The 18,508-nt window shown below is 67.6% G+C and carries 11 protein-coding genes; 4 read left to right on the top strand and 7 right to left on the bottom strand.

Going from position 1 to position 18,508, the window contains the following annotated elements:
* Positions 1 to 95: 95 nt before the first annotated feature.
* The gene (locus NET02_RS05500) at positions 96 to 890 is read right to left on the bottom strand and encodes a hypothetical protein (RefSeq protein ID WP_284056379.1); all 795 of its coding nucleotides are present in this window, start codon (positions 888 to 890) and stop codon (positions 96 to 98) included.
* Between the two features lie 336 nt (positions 891 to 1,226).
* Between NET02_RS05500 and NET02_RS05505 the strand changes: the two genes are divergently transcribed.
* The 4 genes from NET02_RS05505 (at position 1,227) to NET02_RS05520 (ending at position 3,636) form a co-directional block, all read left to right on the top strand.
* A complete protein-coding gene (locus NET02_RS05505) occupies positions 1,227 to 1,958 on the top strand; it encodes a metallophosphoesterase family protein (protein WP_284056380.1) in 732 nt (243 codons plus the stop codon).
* A gap of 97 nt (positions 1,959 to 2,055) precedes the next feature.
* Positions 2,056 to 2,505, top strand: a complete 450-nt coding sequence (locus tag NET02_RS05510) for a universal stress protein (protein WP_284056381.1) — start codon at positions 2,056 to 2,058, stop codon at positions 2,503 to 2,505.
* Complete coding sequence (locus NET02_RS05515) at positions 2,502 to 2,924, top strand: potassium channel family protein (protein WP_284056382.1); 423 nt, start codon at positions 2,502 to 2,504, stop codon at positions 2,922 to 2,924. Before NET02_RS05510 ends, NET02_RS05515 begins: the two co-directional genes overlap by 4 nt.
* Positions 2,925 to 2,970: 46 nt before the next feature.
* A complete protein-coding gene (locus tag NET02_RS05520) occupies positions 2,971 to 3,636 on the top strand; it encodes a potassium channel family protein (protein WP_284056383.1) in 666 nt (221 codons plus the stop codon).
* A 148-nt stretch (positions 3,637 to 3,784) separates the two neighbouring features.
* Here the strand turns inward: NET02_RS05520 and NET02_RS05525 are convergent, their stop codons facing one another.
* The 6 genes from NET02_RS05525 to treS form a co-directional block, all read right to left on the bottom strand.
* Positions 3,785 to 6,697, bottom strand: coding sequence for a malto-oligosyltrehalose synthase (locus NET02_RS05525; RefSeq protein WP_284056384.1), 2,913 nt, complete (start codon positions 6,695 to 6,697; stop codon positions 3,785 to 3,787).
* Positions 6,698 to 6,704: 7 nt separating this feature from the next.
* Positions 6,705 to 9,125, bottom strand: coding sequence for a DUF3536 domain-containing protein (locus NET02_RS05530; RefSeq protein ID WP_284056385.1), 2,421 nt, complete (start codon positions 9,123 to 9,125; stop codon positions 6,705 to 6,707).
* A gap of 99 nt (positions 9,126 to 9,224) precedes the next feature.
* Positions 9,225 to 11,072 carry a malto-oligosyltrehalose trehalohydrolase gene (gene treZ / locus NET02_RS05535; RefSeq protein ID WP_284056386.1) on the bottom strand — a complete coding sequence of 616 codons (1,848 nt, stop codon included), beginning with the start codon at positions 11,070 to 11,072 and terminating at the stop codon, positions 9,225 to 9,227.
* A 78-nt stretch (positions 11,073 to 11,150) separates the two neighbouring features.
* Positions 11,151 to 13,076, bottom strand: a complete 1,926-nt coding sequence (glgB, locus tag NET02_RS05540; RefSeq protein ID WP_284056387.1) for a 1,4-alpha-glucan branching protein GlgB — start codon at positions 13,074 to 13,076, stop codon at positions 11,151 to 11,153.
* Positions 13,073 to 15,124, bottom strand: a complete 2,052-nt coding sequence (malQ, locus tag NET02_RS05545) for a 4-alpha-glucanotransferase (protein ID WP_284056388.1) — start codon at positions 15,122 to 15,124, stop codon at positions 13,073 to 13,075. The genes glgB and malQ overlap by 4 nt, the downstream gene beginning before the upstream one ends.
* The gene (gene treS, locus NET02_RS05550) at positions 15,121 to 18,486 is read right to left on the bottom strand and encodes a maltose alpha-D-glucosyltransferase (protein ID WP_284056389.1); all 3,366 of its coding nucleotides are present in this window, start codon (positions 18,484 to 18,486) and stop codon (positions 15,121 to 15,123) included. Before treS ends, malQ begins: the two co-directional genes overlap by 4 nt.
* Positions 18,487 to 18,508 lie beyond the last annotated feature (22 nt).

The following is an 18,508-nucleotide window of genomic DNA, read 5'->3' on the forward strand; positions in this document are numbered from 1 at the left end:
GGGCGACCGGCCGGTCGCCCCTACGGCAGGTCGCGTGCCTCGACATGCTCCCCACGCTGACCGCTGCTCCGCCCAGAGCAGGCGGGCGCTGGGCCTCAGCGCGAGAGATCGGTGAAGGCCGTGTCCTCGCTCTGGAAGTCGGCCCACAGATCCTGGATCTGTACCCAGGCTGTGCTGATCGCCTGCCGAACGCGTGCCCGCTGCTCATCGTTCAGCAGGCCGAAGTAGACGAGCGCGCCAGCCGCGCCGGCCCAGAACCCGATCGCCGCGGTCTCCTGCACTGCCGCGCCGATCCGCGCGAGAAGCCGGCCGGGCGCTTCGCGCGCGGCTTGCGTGCCTGCGCGCAGCCGGCCGCGGCGCCGGCGAGCGCGGCTGGGGGCCACCTGGCCGACCACACCGAGCACGGTGCCGGCTCCCTCGCGGGCACGGGCCGGCAGCTCTTCGCGCATGCGACCCGTTACCGCCTCGGCGCGCTGTCGTGCCGTGCTCAAGAGCTCCTCGGCCTCGCGCAGCGCTTCCTGCGCCAGCCGCTGGGTCGATGGTGCCACCTCGCGCTCGAGCACCTTGGCCAGGTGCTCGCGCTCGGCTTCGAGCTGCTTGATGGCGCGGCGGGTACGCTTGGGCAGCTCTCGCCTCGTGACGGCGGCCAGCGGCTTGAGCCGGTGCTCCATGACCTGCCGCACCACTCGCCCGTCTTCCGGCAGGTATTCCCGGACGTCACCCATCGCCTGGCGCAACGATTCGAGTGCCGAACGCACATCGATCTCCTCGGCCAGCCGCTGGCGCAGCGTCTTCGGGCGACGCCTGGCGCGCAGCGCGAGTAGCCCGAGCCCGAGCGCGCCTCCTGCTACCAGACCCATCGACCTCCAGTCCTGCCCGTCCTGTACCATCGGCACCCTCCCTTCCTGCAATGTGCTCCGCCGGCACTGTGGCCACGACCTCGAGAGCTCGTCCTCTCCGGTGCCGGTCGTACCTATCATGCTTCGCCATGACAGAATTTGCCAGCCTGGCACCGAAGCGCCCGCCGGATCGTTGGGACGTGTTTCCTGCTCGTGCCTGCGCTGCCTCGGCTATACTACCCGCCATGATCGAGAGGCATCGCGTAACAGGCAACAGGATCGCCATCAGCGCTGGTTCGCTTCGGGTCGATGCGACGGCATCAGTCGACCATCTCGAGTCGCTGGCGATGGTGCGCTAGACTTCGATGACATGTTTGGAGACCACTTGTGCGCATCCTGATCATCGCGGATATTCACGCGAATCTGGTAGCCCTGGAATCGGTTCTCGCCGCTGCCGGCACGGTGGACGATGTCTGGTGCTTGGGCGATATCGTCGGGTATGGGCCACGCCCGCGCGAATGTGTGGAGCGCGTGCAGAATATCGCGACCGAGGTTAGTGTGGTCGGCAACCATGATTGGGCCTGCCTGGGTCGGGCGGCCCTCGAGGGGTTCAATCCGATCGCCCAGTACGCGCTGCGCTGGACGATTGCCCAGCTCGGGCGCGAGCATCTGTCCTATCTCGAGGGGCTACCGAATCGCGTGATCTCGGGAGCGTCCACTATCGTGCACGGGAGCCCGCGGAATCCGGTGTGGGAGTACGTCTATAACGCGCATCTCGCGGCGGTGAATTTCAACTACTTCGACACCTCGATCTGTTTCTTCGGCCACACGCACGTGCCGTTCGTGATCCGCGAGCGGGAGGCGCTCCGCGGCTTGCCGCCCTATGCGCCACGTCATGGGGATCGAATTCTGCTCAGCGACGACCGCTACATGATCAACCCCGGAGCGGTCGGCCAGCCCCGTGACGGCGACCCGCGCGCCGCATACGCGATCTTCGACCCTGAGATGGGGGTCGTGACCTTCCACCGCGCACAGTACGCGGTCGAACAGGTACAGGAGGACATGCGCGCTGCCGGCCTTCCGGAGCCACTGATCCGCCGGCTCGCGCTCGGGGTATAACGTCCCCCGTCGCAGGAGTGAATACTTGCGCGAGGAGTTCGAGCGAGCCGTGATTGGTAGGACAATCCGCCGGATAGGAAGGTAGGAGCGGACAGGCGTGTATCGCCGCATTCTCGTACCGGTGAGTGGACTGGCCGGTGACCGCCGAGCGATCGACCTGGCTGCGGCGATCTGTAGCTCCGGAGAGACCTGGCTCACCCTGGTCTACGTCGTCGAAGTGCCCCAGCGATACGCCCTCGACAGCGAGCTGCCGGATCAGATCGAGCAGGGCACCAGCGTCCTGGAAGCCGCTGCGAGCTATGCGCAGAAGGTGGCTCGCGGCCGCTGGAAACGGATCACGACCGAGTTGCTGCAAGCTCGCGTGGCGGCGGCTGCGATCGTGGACGAGGCGATCGAGCGCGCGGCGGATGCCATCATTATGGCGACCACGAGCCGATGGCACCTCGGCGTGCTGACCCAGGGTGAGACGCTCCCCTATATCCTCGATAATGCGCCGTGCGATGTCGTCGTCATCCGGGTGGCGAGCGAGAGCGAGACGAGAACATGAGAATCCTCATCGTGGGTTGCGGTCGAGTCGGTAGTCGACTGGCGATCGAGTTCGTGGCCGAGGGACACCGCGTCTCGATAGTCGATCAGCGGCAAGAAGCGTTCCGTCGCCTGCCTGACCACTTTCCCGGCCAGCTCGTCCTCGGAACCGGGATCGATGAAGACGTCCTCCGATCGGCAGGGATCGAATCGGCTGACGTCTTCGTGGCCGTGACCGAGGATGACAACACGAACATCATGGCGGCCCAGATCGCCCAAGCGATCTACCAGGTGCCGAAAGTCATCCTGCGGATCTACGATCCGGAGCGCGCCGAGGTCTACCGCGGGTTGGGACTTACGGTGATCTGCCCGACCAGAACGGTTGCCGATATGATCGAGGAGCAGGTGCGCCAGCATCGCCCGGCTCGCGTCTCCGGCTGACGGGCGGCAGACAAGCGACGGCAATACGCGCGACGGGAGCGCTGTCATGTACATCATCGTCGTTGGCGGCGGGAAAGTCGGCTACTACCTCACGAAGACGCTGGTCAACGAGGGGTACGAGGTCTTCCTCATCGAGAAGAACCCGGCGAAGGTGCAGGTCTACCGCGACCGGTTCGGCGCCATCGTGATGCAAGGCGACGGAGCGGAGGTGGCGACGCTCGCCGCGGCCGGTGCCGGGCGGGCCGATGTCGTGATCGCAGTCACCGGCGACGACGAGGACAACCTCGTCATCTGCCAGATGGCCCGCGAGCGCTTCGGAGTCCGCCGGACGATCGCCCGCGTGAATAACCCGAAGAACGAGGAACTCTTCCGCAAGCTCGGCATCGACGTGACGGTCAGCCAGACCAACGTGATCCTGAGCATCATCGAGCAGCAGATACCGGAGCGCCCGTTCGTCCATCTCATGGCGCTGCGCCACGCCGATCTGGCCATCGTCGAGGCCAAGGTCTCCCAGGACTCGCCGGTAATCCATCAGCCGATCTGGCAAATCGAGCTACCGCCCGAGGTGATCATCACCGCCATTCTGCGACATGGCGAGCTGATCATTCCAACCGGCCAGACGGTGATCGAGCCAGGCGACGAGCTGATTGTCGTCACGAAGCAGCAGCGCGAGGCCGAGCTGCGCGAGTTGCTCACCGGCCCACCGGCGTGACTGCGGGTCGCGCGCTCCACGGCTGCCTCGCCCGCTGGGCGGGTGAGGTGCGAACGGTCGGCTGCTCGCCCCGACCGCCGGCCAGGCCCTGCTCCAGGCATTCTCGCTGTGCGTTCCGGGGCAAGGAGGACGCTCGTCCTCGCGCGGTCTACTCCTCCGCAAGCAGCACCGCGACGGGCCAGCGCGCGAAGACCTGTGCCAGCGGCAGCCGCGGCGGCTCTTCCCCCGTCGCCTCGACGCGTTCTCCGGTCAAGCGGCACTGCCAGCGGCGTGGGGCTCCGCTCGGCAAGACGAGCGCCGTGTCCTGCCAGATGGGTTGCCCGAGCGGGTAGCGCCGGGCCGGCAGCCCATCCTCCCACTCGACCAGCCGAGCGGTGAAGCGCGGCACCGCGGTCAAGCTCCACCTCTTGCCCCGCTGGCGAACGAACGCGACCACGGACTCCGCGCGCGACCCTTCGCTGGCCAGTGGGAGATAGCTCCCGGATCCGAACAGCTCGGGATCGTCTCGCCGCAGGGAGAGCAGCCGGGTGGTGAGGTGGAGTTTGATCCGGCCGTCTTCCCAGGTCTCGAGTAGCTCGCTCGCCAGCACGGGGTGGTCGCCGCGGGCGTGCAACTGGCGGAGCGCAGCCTCGCGGCGGGCAAAGTCGACCGGCCGGCGGTTGTCGGGGTCGACGAGCGAGAAGCACCACAGCTCGCATCCCTGGTAGAGGTCGGGCACACCTGGCGCGGTCAGCTTGATCGCTGTCTGTGCCAGGCTGGTCAGCGCGCCGTGGAAGGCGACCGGCCTCCAGAAGCAGTGAAAGTCTCGGCAGAAGGGCTCCGCTTGCCGGTCGGTCAGGAGGGCCTCGACGAAGCGCGCCAGCGCGCGCTCGTAGGGCTCGTTCGGATCCAGCCAGCTCGTGCGCAGCTTCGCTTCTCGCGCTGCTTTGACCAGGTACTCTTGGAGTCTCGGCGAGAAGCCGTCCTGCTCGGCCGGGTCGAGCGGCCAGGCAGCCAGGAGCGACTGGTAGCAGAGCAGCTCCATCGCCGGTTCCGGAGCCGGTTCGCCATCGACCATCGCGCGGAAGGGCGCGGCAGCGTCACGCCAGCGGCCGACCGCTGCCTGCCAGGCGTCCGGTAGATCGGCGAGGACGCAGAGCCGGGCGCGCGCATCCTCGCTGCGCTTGGTGTCGTGGGTCGAGGTCGCGTTCAAGCTCTGCGGCCACCGCTCCAGCCGCGAGCCGCACCAGCGGTGGAAATCCTGCGGCGCCAGCGGCCCGTCATCCGGCTCTGCTCCGACCTCGTTCAGGGCGAGCAGGCGGGCATCACGGTAGAGTGCGGTGTCTTCGACCCCCTTCGCCATCGCCGCTCCGGTGAGCTGTTGCCAGCGGCGGACGAAGCCGAGCCATTCCTCGCCGGCCCACTCCCGGGCGAGCAGCACCGTCTCCAGGAAAGCGAGGGCCGGCTCTCCTTCCGGCCAGCGTTGCCTGGCCTCCGCCAGCGCGTGCTCGATGCTTGCCCGGTCAGCCGGCCGTAGAGGCCGCTCGCTGCGGTAGGTGCGGTAGACCGGAAGCGTCGCGGTGACCTCGAACAATGCCCGGCATAGCTCACCCGCGGTCAGGTCTCGTCCCTCCGGGTACCGCTGGGCCAGTCTCGCCAGGCGGCTCGCGAGCAGGTCGAGCTCGGCGCCGAAGAGCTCGCGCAGAACCTGCCGCCGGGCCTGGTCGGCGACTTCCGCAAAGGTCGGCACCTCGCTCGTCTGGTGCCCGGTGACCGCGCGGACGGTCACGCTGCCCGGTGGTTGGCCGGGCGAGAGCTCTGTTGTCCCGGTGCGCCGCTCCACCTCGGCCCATGCGCTCCAGGCGACCGACAGCGCGGTGTTGGCCGCATAGAGCCGGGCGCTCCCTTCTGGATGGAGGAAAAGCCGCGTCACCTGCCGCGCGAACTCGTACCCGGTCGTGCCAGCCACAGGCCACTCCTCGGGGAGCGCCTCGTCGCCGGTCAGGATCTTCTCCACCACGACGTAGCCGGATAGCCCGCCAGGGGCTGGCTGGGCGTCCGGGGCGTGCCAGGCGCGTCGCTGGAGCATCTCCAGGTACGCGCCCGGATCCGCGAGCCCGTCGATATGGTCGACCCTGAGGCCGGTGACCTGTCCGGAGCGAACCAGCTCAACGATCAGGCGGTGGGTGGCGTCGAAGACGAGCGGATCTTCCACGCGCACTCCAGCGAGGTCGGAGATATCGAAGAAGCGACGGTAGTTGAGCTGGCCGATGGCGCTGCGCCAGAACGCTGGCCGGTAGTGCTGGATTGCGATGAGCCGGTCGAGGCGCTGCGCGGCTTCCTCACCGGATCCTGGATCGAAGCGCTCGACCGCTCGGGAGATCCCCTGTTCGAGCTCGGGGAAGACGCCCAGCAGCGCGCGAAGCTGGTGGGCGGCCGCGTCCAGTGTGAGAGCCTCCGTCTCGACCTGCCTGGCGATCCGCTCGATGGCACGGTGCAGTGCTGCGTCGATATGTTGCGGCAGTTCCTCGATGACCGCGTCCAGCACCGCTTGCCAGCCCTGCCGGTTCAGTGGGAAGCGTCGGTCGTAGTAGTGAAGAGCGAAGCCGTCGTCGTCCCAGTGCAGCCGCAACTCGCCAACGCGAAGGGCCTCGGCGTAGCGCCGACCAAGCACCGGTAGCAGGAGCTGTTCCTCCAGACCTGGCCACGGCGGGTTCCAGTCGATGTCGAAGAAACGAGCAGCCGGCGAGTGCCGGCCGGCTTGCAGCACGGCCCGCCAGCGCGGGTTCTCCTCGTGGGCTGCCTGGTGGTTGGGCACGATATCGAGCAGCAGTCCCAAGCCGTGCTCGCGGAGCGCCGAGCTCAGGCGGGCGAACCCTTCGGGCCCGCCGAGGTGCGCGCTGATCTGGGTCGGATCGGTCACGTCGTAGCCGTGGGTGCTCCCGCTGCGGGCCTGGAAGATCGGCGAGAGGTAGAGGTCGGAGACGCCGAGCGCGGCGAGATAGGGCACGATCGCACATGCCCGGTCGAAGCTCATCTCCGGGCCGAGCTGGAGCCGGTAGGTCGCTGTCGGGACACGCACGGGCACCTCACTCGACCGCGATCCACAGCGCGTCGCAGAGCTGCCTGAATGCCTGGATCCACTCCAGCGCCGCGTCGTCGCCTCGCTCGCTGCGCCAGCTCATCTCCGGGTAGACCGTGTGCAAGACCTCGTAGACGATGTTCTGGACGAGCCAGGTGTTGACCGGCTCCTTCAGGCGTGGGGCGACCGATGACAGGCCGGTCAAGAGGCCCAGGAGCTCGCGATCCTCCGGGCTTAGGCGCCAGCGCTCGGCGGCGCGCTCGAGCGCTCGCTGCAGGGCGTAGGCGAGCCCGTGCTGGTCCAGATCCAGGCGCCAGGTCTCGGCCTCGCTGAAGAGCCGATCGATCCGCTCGAAGTCGGGCTGTGGAGACTCGATCTCCCGGCGCAGATCGGCGTTGACGGTGAAGCCGGCCGCTGTCTGGAACGCCGGCGGGATCGGCGCGCCGAGGTCGGCGAGGAAGCGCATGAGCGGCTGGCTGTCCTCGTACAGGTGACGATACATCCCCTCAGCCTCTTGCAGCGTCGAGGCGAGGATCAGATCCAGGATCTTCCGCTGCTCGTCGCGGAAGAGCGTCCGGAGCGAGTAGGTGGCCGGCCGGAAATGCTCGTCGAGCGCTCGGAGCGTCTCCGGGATATCAGCCCGGGCGAAGCTCTCGGTGAGCGCGTTCACCAGCTCCCGGTATGCCCGCTCGTCGTGGTCGCCGCGCACCCCGCTGATCACGTTGTGGTCGCCGAGGTGGAGCGCGGCGACGTTGAAGACGCCGGATTCCTCGGTAATCAGCGATCGCACCTGGATCTGTCCGGTCAACAGGCGTGCCCGGCCTGCCTCCTGGACATCGAGCGCGAGACGATCCACTTGATAGCAGGCGACCGAGACGGACTCGGGATATCCCTCGAAGAGAGCGCTGACCGCGTAGTGCGCCGCGACTTTGGGGAGATCGACGCGTGCCGGGAGCACGAACCGCTCATAGGCGACGCGCCCGTTGCCGATCTCGGGGATGTTGCTCGGTGCCCTCTCCAGGAGCGCCAGGAACTGCTCCTCGAACCGATCCCCGAAGAGTTCATCGGCAAGCTGGATCACGCGCCCGGCGTACTGGAGTACCTGCACGGTCTCGATGCCGGAGATCTCGTCGAAGAACCAGCCGCAGCTCGTGTACATCAGCATGGCGTGCCGCTGGAGCTCGAGGAGCTTGAGCGCCGTCACCCGCTCGTCCGGCTCGAGCGCGCGGCGCTGCCAGCGCTCCAGGAAGCGGGTGACGTTGTCCTCAGCGCGGTCGAGGACGACGCTGATGTAGTCGTCCCTGGCTGCCCAGGGGTCGGTGAAGAGCTCGCTGCCCATGCGCTCGTAGATGGGGGCCAGCGTGTCGAGCAGCCAGTCGAGGGCCTCGCGCAGCGGGGCGCGCCACTCTTGCGTCCATCCGGGGTGCATGCCGGTATTGCACCCGCAGTTGCTGCGCCAGCGCTCGACGCCGTGGGCGCAGCTCCAGGACGTGAACTCCTGGATCTCGGCCTCCCACACCGGAGGATGTTGCGCCAGGTAGGCTGCGTAGTTGGTCAGCGCGACGTCGGCGCTGGACTCGATCTGCTCCAGCGCGAAGGCGAGCGCCATGTCCCCGAAGCGGTGATGGTGGCCATACGTCTCCCCGTCGGTCGCCACGTGGACGAGCGGCTCTCCCTTCGCGTCCCAGGCCGCCGCGAGCAGGCGCTGGGCGAAGCGCTCGCCGCTGTTGAGCAGGTCACCGAAGGCGATCTCCCGCGAGATCGGCCCGTTGTAGAAGAAGACCACGATCGATCGGCCGGACGGCAGTCTGACCAGGTAGGGCCGGGTCGGATCCACCCGGCCATCGGAGACGTCCTGCCAGTCGCCGCCCTCGCGCGGCTTTACCCGCTTCGCCTGGTGCGGCGCGAGGACGGTGAAGGCGATCCCGTTCTCGGCGAGGATGTCGAGCGTCTCGAGGTCGACGGCGGTCTCAGGCAGCCACATGCCGACCGGCGCGCGGCCGAAGCGCGCTTCGAAGTCGCGGATGCCCCAGATCACCTGGGTACGCTTGTCCCGCGTGTTGGCGAGCGGCATGATGATGTGGTTGTATGCCTGCGCCATCGCCGAGCCGTGGCCGCCGAACCGCACCTGGCTCTCGCGGTCAGCCGCCAGGATAGCCTGGTAGACCGCCGGCTCCTGCTCCGCCATCCAGGAAAGGAGCGTAGGGCCGAAGTTGAAGCTGATCCGGGCGTAGTTGTCGACGATCTTGACGATCCGCCCCTCGCTGTTGAGGATGCGCGACCAGGCGTTCGGCCCGTAGCACTCCGCCGTAATCCGCGCGTTCCAGTCGTGGTAGGGGTATGCCGAGTCCTGGAGTTCAACGACTTCGAGCCAGGGATTCTCGCGCGGTGGCTGGTAGAAGTGACCGTGGATACAAATATGCTTCATGCAAACTCCAAACCTCGTCTCGCGGCAATCAGCGGTGGTCTCTCCGTCTCGTCGATTCACGTGGCCGTCCGGCCTCGATGAGGTCAGAGCGGCTCTTCCTCACGAGTCGTCTTCGTGCTCCAGGAGGATGGCTGACCAGGGTTGAGCGCCCAAGTTTACCATACTATTCACCGCGAGCTGATCACCGAGCCTGCTGCCCTGGCCGTTCCAGCGCTCGGCTTCGGAGTCGAGCCGGACGCTCCACACCCCCGGTTCTAGGCTGAGCGGGATACTCTGGGCCTGCGCGGCGAAACACAGGATCAGGCATGCCCGGCTGTTCCCCGCCTGCCGGTGCACGATGATCGACCGGTGTTCCTCGCGAACCTGCACGTCGATCCCCTCGCGATCCAGCGTCGCTAGTGCCGGAATGCTTCTCCGCAGGCGGAGCAACTCCCGGTAGTACGCCTGCAGCGCGGCATGCTGGCGCTGCTCACGGAGCGCGCGCTGGAGCTTCGAGCGCTCGAACGTGGCCGGATCCTGCGGGTCGGGCACCTCGTCGCCCCAGGCGAAGGCGGCGAACTCTCTGCGGCGTCCCTCGCGCACCGCGCGGGCTAGGTCTGGATCGCTGTGGCTGGTGAAGTACTGGAACGGCGCGGTCTCGCCGTACTCCTCGCCCATGAAGAGCAGGGGCAGGTACGGCGAGAGGATGACGGTGGCGGCGGCCAGCTTGAGCTGGGCGAGCGAGACGAGCTGGCTCAACCGCTCTCCGGCTGCCCGGTTGCCCACCTGGTCGTGGTTCTGCGCGCACACCACGAACTGCCGGGGGTGAGCCAGCGGGGCTGGCCGGCCGTGGCTCCGGCGGCGATGGGGCGAATACTGACCGGTGTAGGTGAAGCCGGAGCGAAGCGCCCGGGCCAGGTGATCGAGGGAACCGTAGTCCTGGTAGTAGCCCTGTCGCTCGCCGGTCAGGAGCGAGTGCAGGCTGTGGTGGAAGTCGTCGCTCCAGACGCCGTCTAGCCCGTAGCCGCCAGCGGCAGGGTGAGCGATCAGCCGGGGATCATTGGCGTCGCTCTCGGCGATGACGTGGATCAAGCGGCCCTGGCGCTCGGCCTCGCGGTGGATGGCCTGGGAGAGCTCCTCGAGGATATGGAGCGGCCGCTGGTCGAGGATGGCGTGCACGGCGTCCAGCCGGAAGCCGTCGATGTGGTACTCGCGGAGCCACATCAGCGCGTTCTCGATCACGTAGCGGCGCACCTCGTCGCTCGCTGGCCCGTCGAAGTTGATGGCTGGTCCCCAGGGAGTGCGGTAGCGCTCGGTGAAGTAGAAGCCGTACTCGCCCAAGTAGTTGCCCTCCGGGCCGAGGTGGTTGTAGATCACGTCCAGGAAGACCGTGATCCCCTGCCGGTGACAGGCATCGACCAGCCGGCGCAGGCCGTCGGGCCCGCCGTACGAGTGCTGGACGGCGAACGGATAGACGGCGTCGTAGCCCCAGTTGCGCTCGCCGGGGAACTGGCTCACCGGCATCAGCTCGATCGCCGTGATCCCCAGTTCAGCCAGCTCGGGCAGGTGAGGGACGACGGCGTCGAACGTCCCTTCCGGGGTGAAGGCGCCGACGTGCAGCTCGTAGAAGATCAGCGCGTCTTGCGGTCGTCCACGCCACTCGCGGTCAGTCCAGGCAAATCCCGTCGGGTCGACCAGCGCCGATGGGCCGTGCACGCCGAGCGGCTGCCAGCGTGACGCGGGGTCGGGCAGATCGCGCTCCCCCTCCAGCCGGTACCAGTACCGCGTTCCGGGCTCCACATCCGTTGCGACGACGCTCCAGTACCCGCGCTCCCCGCGCTCCATCGGGACGAGCCGCTCGCGCGGCGTCAGCAGGTGCAGATCGAGCCGCTCGACCTTCGGGGCCCACACGGTGAAGCGGGCACGCCGCTCGCCCAGGTACACCGCGCCGAGCGTGAGGTCGACCATCGTGATCGCTCCCTTCGTCCCCCTGGCAGCGTCTGGCCGCGCCTACCGGTCGCGAGCCCGGCGCAGCCGGGAGAAGGTTCAGCCTGCCGGCTTGAGCACGATGATGGCGAGCGGCGGCAGGGTTAGGTTCAACGAGTACGGCCGGCCGTGCCAGGGGATCGGCACCGCCTCGACGCCACCCAGGTTGCCCCAGCCAGAGCCACCGTACTCCCCGGCATCGCTGTTGAGGATCTCCCGCCAGAACCCTTCCCGCGGCGCGCCGACGCGGTAGTTCTGGCGCGGCACCGGCGTGAAATTGCAGCAGACGAGGAGTTCCTGGCCCGGCGTCTTCGCCAGCCGCAGGTAACTCAACACGCTGTTCTCGGCGTCGTTGCAATCGATCCACTGGAAGCCGTCGGGGTGGAAGTCGAGCTCGTGCAGCGCCGGCTCTTCCCGCACCAGGCGGTTCAGGTCTTCGAGCCAGCGCTCGATGCCCTGGTGGGGCTCGTAGGCGAGGAGATGCCAGTCGAGGCTGCTCTCGTGGTTCCACTCCCGCCACTGGCCGATCTCGGCACCCATGAACAGGAGCTTCTTGCCTGGCTGGGTGTACTGGTAGCCGTAGAGCACGCGCAGGTTCGCGAACTTCTGCCAGTCGTCGCCCGGCATCTTGGCCAGGAGCGAGCCCTTGCCGTGCACCACCTCGTCGTGCGAGAGCGGCAGCACGAAGTTCTCGTTGAAGGCGTAGATCATGCGAAACGTAAGCTGCCCGTGGTGGTATTTGCGATAGATCGGGTCGCGGGACATGTAGAAGAGCGTGTCGTGCATCCAGCCCATGTCCCACTTCATCCCGAACCCCAGGCCACCGACGTAGGTGGGACGGGACACCATCGGCCATGCGGTCGACTCCTCGGCGATGGTGTGGACATCAGGGTAGTGACGATAGACTTCCTCGTTCAGCCGCCGAAGGAAGGCGATCGCCTCGAGGTTCTCTCGCCCGCCGTACTCGTTGGGGATCCACTCTCCTGGGCCGCGCGAGTAGTCGAGGTACAGCATCGAGGCCACCGCGTCCACCCTCAGGCCGTCGGCGTGGTAGCGATCGAGCCAGAACAGGGCGCTGGAGAGCAGGAACGTGCGTACCTCGTTGCGGCCGTAGTTGAAGATGGCGCTGCGCCAGTCCGGGTGGAAGCCCTTGCGGGGATCGGCATGCTCGTACAGGTGCGTGCCGTCGAAGTAAATGAGGCCATGCTCGTCGTTCGGGAAGTGCGAGGGAACCCAGTCGAGGATGACCCCGATCCCGTGCTGGTGGAGGTAGTCGATCAGGTACATGAAGTCCTGTGGCGTGCCGTAGCGGCTGGTCGGCGCGAAGTAGCCGGTGATCTGGTAGCCCCAGGAGCCGTAGAAGGGATGCTCCATCACCGGGAGGAACTCGACGTGGGTGAAGCCGAGGCGCGTGACGTGCTCGGCGAGCCGGGGAGCCAGCTCCCGGTAGGTCAGCCAGCGATTGCCCTCCTCCGGCACCCGCATCCATGAGCCCAGGTGCACTTCGTAGATGCTGATCGGTGCGTCGAACGCGTTACGCGCGCGCCGGGCAGCCATCCACTCCTGGTCGCCCCACTGGTAGTCGAGATCCCAGACGATCGACGCGGTGCGCGGTGGCGTCTCGTGGAAGAAGCCGTACGGGTCTGCCTTCTGAACCTGGTAACCGTGGTAGTGCGAGCGGATGTGATACTTGTAGAGCGTCCCCACGTCCAGCCCTGGGACGAAGCCCTCCCAGATGCCGGAGCTTCCTCGTGGCTGCAAGGGATGACGGTCCGGCGTCCAGCCGTTGAAGTCGCCGATCACCGAGACGCTCCGGGCATTCGGTGCCCAGACGGCGAAGTAGACACCGCGCTCATCTCCGCTCTGTACCAGATGGGCGCCGAGCTTCTCATAGGCGCGCAGCCACGATCCCTCGTTGAACAGGTAGAGGTCGTCGTCGGTGAGGAGCGTGACGTCGTAGCGGACACGTTCTGCCTGCGTCGTCATGCCTCACCCCCTTGTCGTCGCAGCCGATCGATCTGTGCCAGCAGGGCTTGCAGGGCGGCGGAGTTGGTGACATCTTCGAGCGCGTAGCGTGCCTTGCGACGCCAGTTCGGCTGCTCCAGTCCAGTACCGGGCCGGTTCTGTGGCTCCGTCTCCAACCACAGGTCTTCGAGGTTGACCACGAGTGCCTGAGCTGGGCTGGCGGCGAGGAAGGCGAGGAAGCCGTGGAGCGCGGCGAGCGCTTCGTCCCCTTCGACAGCGGTGAGACAGCCTTGCTGCCGGAGCCAGGCCAGCAACCGCTGCCGCTCCTGAGCTGGCCAGGATCCCCAGAGCGCGGCGAACGGGGGCAGGTCGTGCGTGTCCAGGCAGGCGAGCGCGTTGCGTGGCGGGGCAGCGGCCTGGCCGCCGGGCCGTAGCTCGAAGGGCAGGACATACATGCGGAGCAGCCCGTGCCGGGCCATGGCCCGGCGCACCGCGTCTGGAGCCGTGCCGAGATCCTCGCCGACAACGATGCAGCGGCCGCGGTGCGACTCGAGCGCCAGCACGGCGTACATCTCCTCGGCCGGGTAACGGATGTAGACGCCGTCCCGGCCGCTGCTCCCGGCTGGGATGAGGTACAGCCGGTGCAGCCCCATCACGTGGTCGATCCTGAGCATGCCGGCGTGACACAGGTGGTGCTGGAGGCAAGCCCGGAGATAGCCGTAACCGTCCTCTCGTTGCCGCTCTGGGTGCAGCGGCGGGAACCCCCACACCTGACCCTCGTCGAAGAAGGGATCCGGAGGCGCGCCGGCGCTGACGCTCTGGATGAAGAGATCGCGGAAACGCCAGGTGTCGAAGCCATCCGGGTGGACGCCGACCGGTAGATCGAGATAGAGCCCTTGCCCGCCCTGATCGTGGCGCTGCGCGAGCTGCCGCACCTGCTGCTCGGCCGCCCACTGCACGTAGAGGTGGTAGCGCGCGACATCGGGGTCGCCATCGGTACGCTGCCCGCTCCGCAGCGGCTCGGGCCAGGCCGACCAGCCGGCCCGGTAACGCTCGACCGTGGCCCGGAAAGCAGCGTATCGCTCGGCTTCTGGGTGGGCGGCACGCCAGGTTTCGAGCTCCTCGCGCCGGGGCCCAGGCGTCTCCCAGCACTGGCGAGCCAGGAGCTCCAGCACGCGCCGGCGCAAGCGCATCCCGTGGCGATAGTCGACGAGGCGGTCTCGGCGCAGCCGCCGGAGTTCGTCCTGGAAGTCGCGGGAGTTCACCAGGTCTCGAGCGGCACGGCTGGCCTGGAACTCCGCGAGCGCGGTGACATCCAGGTAGAACTCGTTCCAGAAGAGGCGGCTGACTGGAGCGTAGGGGCTGATCTCGAATGGCTCGTCCAGATAGGCAGCCAGGAGCGGCAGCGTGCCGGTGAACTGTCCTCCCAGGCGTTTCGTCCACTCGAGCAGGTCGGCGAGGTCGCTGAAGTTGCCGGCGCTCCAACTTCGATCACTGGTCAGCGCATACAGTGGCAGGAAGGTGCCCCACAGGCGTGCTTGCTCGCCGCTGGGCTGCCAGGCCCGGCGCGGCGCAGCGATAACCGTTGCGGTAGCGAGCCCACCGTCGGGGAACCCGAGGCTCAGCCGGTGGTACCCCCGGGGGAGCCCCTCGGGCAGCGGGAGCGAGCGGAGGACGTAGCGACGGCCGTCGACCGATGCCGAGCCGGTCACCGGTAGCTGGCCCAGATCCACGCGCAGCTCCCGGCTCGACCCGTCTTCGAGCGCGATCACGGCGGCGAGTCGTCCAGCGTCAAGCTCGGACGGCAGCCGCAAGGGCAGATCCGCTGGGACATCGTCCCAGGCGACGACGACCGGCTCGCAGCGGCGGCTCCACTGCTCAACGTCCCGCGCCCGGAGCAGCTCAGGGGCGTCGTCGGGCCGCTCGATCGGAGTGCCGAGCGCTCGGAGGACGGCCATCAGGGCCTCAGGTCGCGCGGTCTGGCGCTGCCCCCGGATATCGCGATAGGCAATCTGGATGCCGTGCGAGAACGCGAGCCGGCGAAGCTCTCGAAAACCTGTCGATCTCATGCGCTCACCTGCTCTGGCTCCGGTAACAGCTCCAGGACGCCGCGTAGCGGGATCGCCAGCCAGTCGGGGCGATGGCCCAGCTCGTAGCCGATCTCGTAGATCGCCTTGTCCAGCAGGTACGCGTCCAGCAGCAGGCGCAGGTCTTCCGGATCGGATGGCAAGACTCCAGCGCTGCCGATCACCCCGAGGTATCCCTGGAGGAAGCGCGAGGCGACCCAGGCATACCAGTACCGGAGCCACGGCTCCACCTGGGCGGGGTTCTGGACGAGCCCGCGCTGCAGGTGGTCGAAGAGAGCGGCATAGGCAGCGTAGTGGAAGGAGCGGAGCATGCCCGCGACGTCCAGCACCGGCGAGCGCTTGAGCCGGCGCTCGCTCAGCGGGCGAACCGGCTCCCCCTCGAAGTCGATGATCACGAAGTCCCGGCCGGTGTAGAGCACCTGCCCCAGATGGTAATCGCCGTGGCAGCGGATCCGCTTGGCGTGGATCTGGCGCTGCGCGAGGCCACGGTACGTCTCGTAGATCGAGGCTTCTCGCGCGAGCACCCGCTCGGCGTCCGCTCGCACCGGTTCCGGCAGGCGGGCGAGCTGCTTGCGCAGCGTCTGGAGCGTCTGCGCGGCGAAGCTGCGCATCGCCTGGCGTACCGATTGCTGGTAGTGCGGCGTGAAGGATTCCGGGACAAAGGCCGGATCCTGCCGCTCGCTGGCGAGCGCGGCGTGCAGCTCGGCGGTGCGCCGGCCCAGCAGGTGCGCTGACTCGATGTAGGTGTCGATCAGCTCGTACGCTTCTGGTGGTGGCTCCTGGGCAGCGCAGGCGAGCAGGTCGGGCGTGGCGAGCGAGACCTCGGGCGGATCGATCTGGCTCGCCAGCACGCGCTCGATGTAGCCACCGAGCGTGTCGAGCGTGTACTGCCACGCGTCGCCCTCGTTCACGACGTAGCCCTGCAGGATCCCGAGCGTCATCGGCTCGCCCTGCCCCGACTGGTACTCCAGGCTACCGGCGACTGGAGGGGTATGCTCGAACCTGGCCTTTTCGGTCAGGAAGCGGCCGATCTCCAGGTCCGGGTTGAGCCCCGGCTCTACCCGGCGGAAGAGCTTCAGGATCAGCCGGTCGCCGTAGATGAGCGAGTTGTTGCTCTGCTCAGCCCGGCTCAAGCCTGGCTCAGGCAAGGGGGTACTCGAGTTGACCAGCCAGCGGAACGCTCGGGTCGGCTGCGCGATCACGGCTCCGGCGCCGTCGGCGAAGCGTCGCCGCCGACCGATCGCCTCCACGAGCGCCAGGCCGAAGGCCGGGTCGGCCAGCGCGTCGACGAGGAGCCCCTCGCCGATGCCGCCGTCCGTCCGTGCCAGGACATAGTGGGGGAGTCGCTCGACGATCTGGCCGGCGAGCTCCCCGTTGACCCAGGTGACCGGGAGGACATAGGTCTCAGGATCGCCCTCGGTGTACTCGACGGTGATGAAGAGGACGACGGCGCTGCGCTGGCCGTAGGGAACCGGCACCTGCCCGGTGATCCGCGCTGCCTTGATCCGGCGGGCCTTGCCAGCGAACCACCGGCGGCCACGGAGATAGGTGGGCAGGAGCGACTCGAGCGCGCGCCGTGCCGGGCCGAGGTCGAGCTGGCCGTCGCGCCGGAAGGCGGGCACGAGGGCCAGGTCGGTCAGCTCGATCGTCGTGGCCTCTTCCCCGACCCGCTGCGGCTCGAGCGAGAACCAGTAGAAGCTGTGCGGGCCGAGGGTCACGAAGTATGGCTGGTCGGTGATCACCGGGAACTCGGTGCGCCCGAAGAGCTCGACCGGTACCAGCCCGCGATAGGCGCTCAGATCCAGCTCCGCGCACTGGACGAAGCGCGAGAGGTTGGCGACGACCAGGATCGTCTCGTTCTCGTACTTCCTGACGTAGGCGAGGACTTTGCGGTTCTCCGGCGTGATGAACTCTAGGCTGCCTCGCCCGAAGGCGCGGTACTGCTTCCGCAGCGCGATCAGGCGCTTCATCCACCAGAGGAGCGAGTGCGGGTTGTTCTGCTGCGCCTCGACGTTGACTGCCTCGTAGTGGTACTCGGCCTCGACGATGACCGGCAGGTAGAGGCGCTGGCGGCTGGCCGCGGAGAAGCCGGCGTTGCGGTCGCTGCTCCACTGCATCGGGGTTCGCACGCCGTTGCGATCACCCAGATAGATATTGTCACCCATGCCGATCTCGTCGCCGTAGTAGATGACCGGCGTGCCGGGCAACGAGAAGAGCAGTCCGTTCATTAGCTCGATCCGGCGACGGTTGTTCCCGAGCAGGGGTGCCAGGCGGCGCCGAATGCCGAGGTTGATGCGGGCCACCGGATCCCGCGCGTAGACCCGGTACATGTAGTCTCGCTCTTCGTCGGTGACCATCTCGAGCGTCAGCTCGTCGTGGTTGCGTAGGAAGAGGGCCCACTGGGCGTTGTCGGGGATCGGTGGCGTCTGGCTGAGGATATCGATGATCGGGAAGCGATCCTCCATGCGGATGGCCATGAAGAGCCTGGGCATGAGCGGGAAGTGGAAGGCCATGTGACACTCATCGCCCTCGCCGAAGTAGGCCACGGCGTCCTCTGGCCACTGGTTCGCCTCCGCCAGGAGCATGCGGTTCGCGAAGCGGGAATCGATGTGGCGGCGCAGCTCCTTGAGGAAGGCGTGCGTCTCCGGCAGGTTCTCGCAGTTGGTGCCCTCGCGCTCGTAGAGGTAGGGCACAGCGTCCAGCCGCATCCCGTCGATGCCCATCTCTAGCCAGAAATCGACCACCCGGAAGATAGCGCGGCGGACCCGGGGGTTGTCGTAGTTGAGATCGGGCTGGTGCGAGTAGAAGCGATGCCAGTAGTAGGCCTGGGCGATCGGATCCCAGGCCCAGTTGGAGGTCTCGAAGTCCTTGAAGATGATCCGGGCCTGCTGGTAACGGTCGGGGGTGTCGCTCCAGACGTAGTAGTTGCGATGGACGCTTCCGGGAGCAGCCCGTCGCGCCCGTTGGAACCAGGGATGCTGGTCGGAGGTGTGGTTCAGCACCAGCTCGTTGATCACCCGGATCCCGCGGCGGTGTGCCTCGCGGATGAACTGGCGCACGTCGCGGACGGAGCCGTAGGCGGGATGGACGCTGGTGTAGTCCGCGATGTCGTACCCGTCGTCCCGGAGCGGTGATGGGTAGAACGGTAGCAGCCAGACAGCGGTGATCCCGAGATCCTCGAGGTAGTCGAGCTTGGCGGTGAGGCCGGGGAAGTCGCCGATCCCGTCCCCGTTACTGTCGAAGAACGCGCGGACGTGGAGCTCGTAGATGATTGCATCCTTGTACCAGAGTGGATCGTCCGCCAATACGGGTTCTGTGCTGATCATCCGGTGGGCCATCGTCATCGGTCGTCGTGTCCCTCCTCGG

The sequence above is a fragment of the Thermalbibacter longus genome (genome assembly GCF_023806485.1).
GTDB lineage: Bacteria > Chloroflexota > Chloroflexia > Thermomicrobiales > Thermomicrobiaceae > Thermalbibacter > Thermalbibacter longus.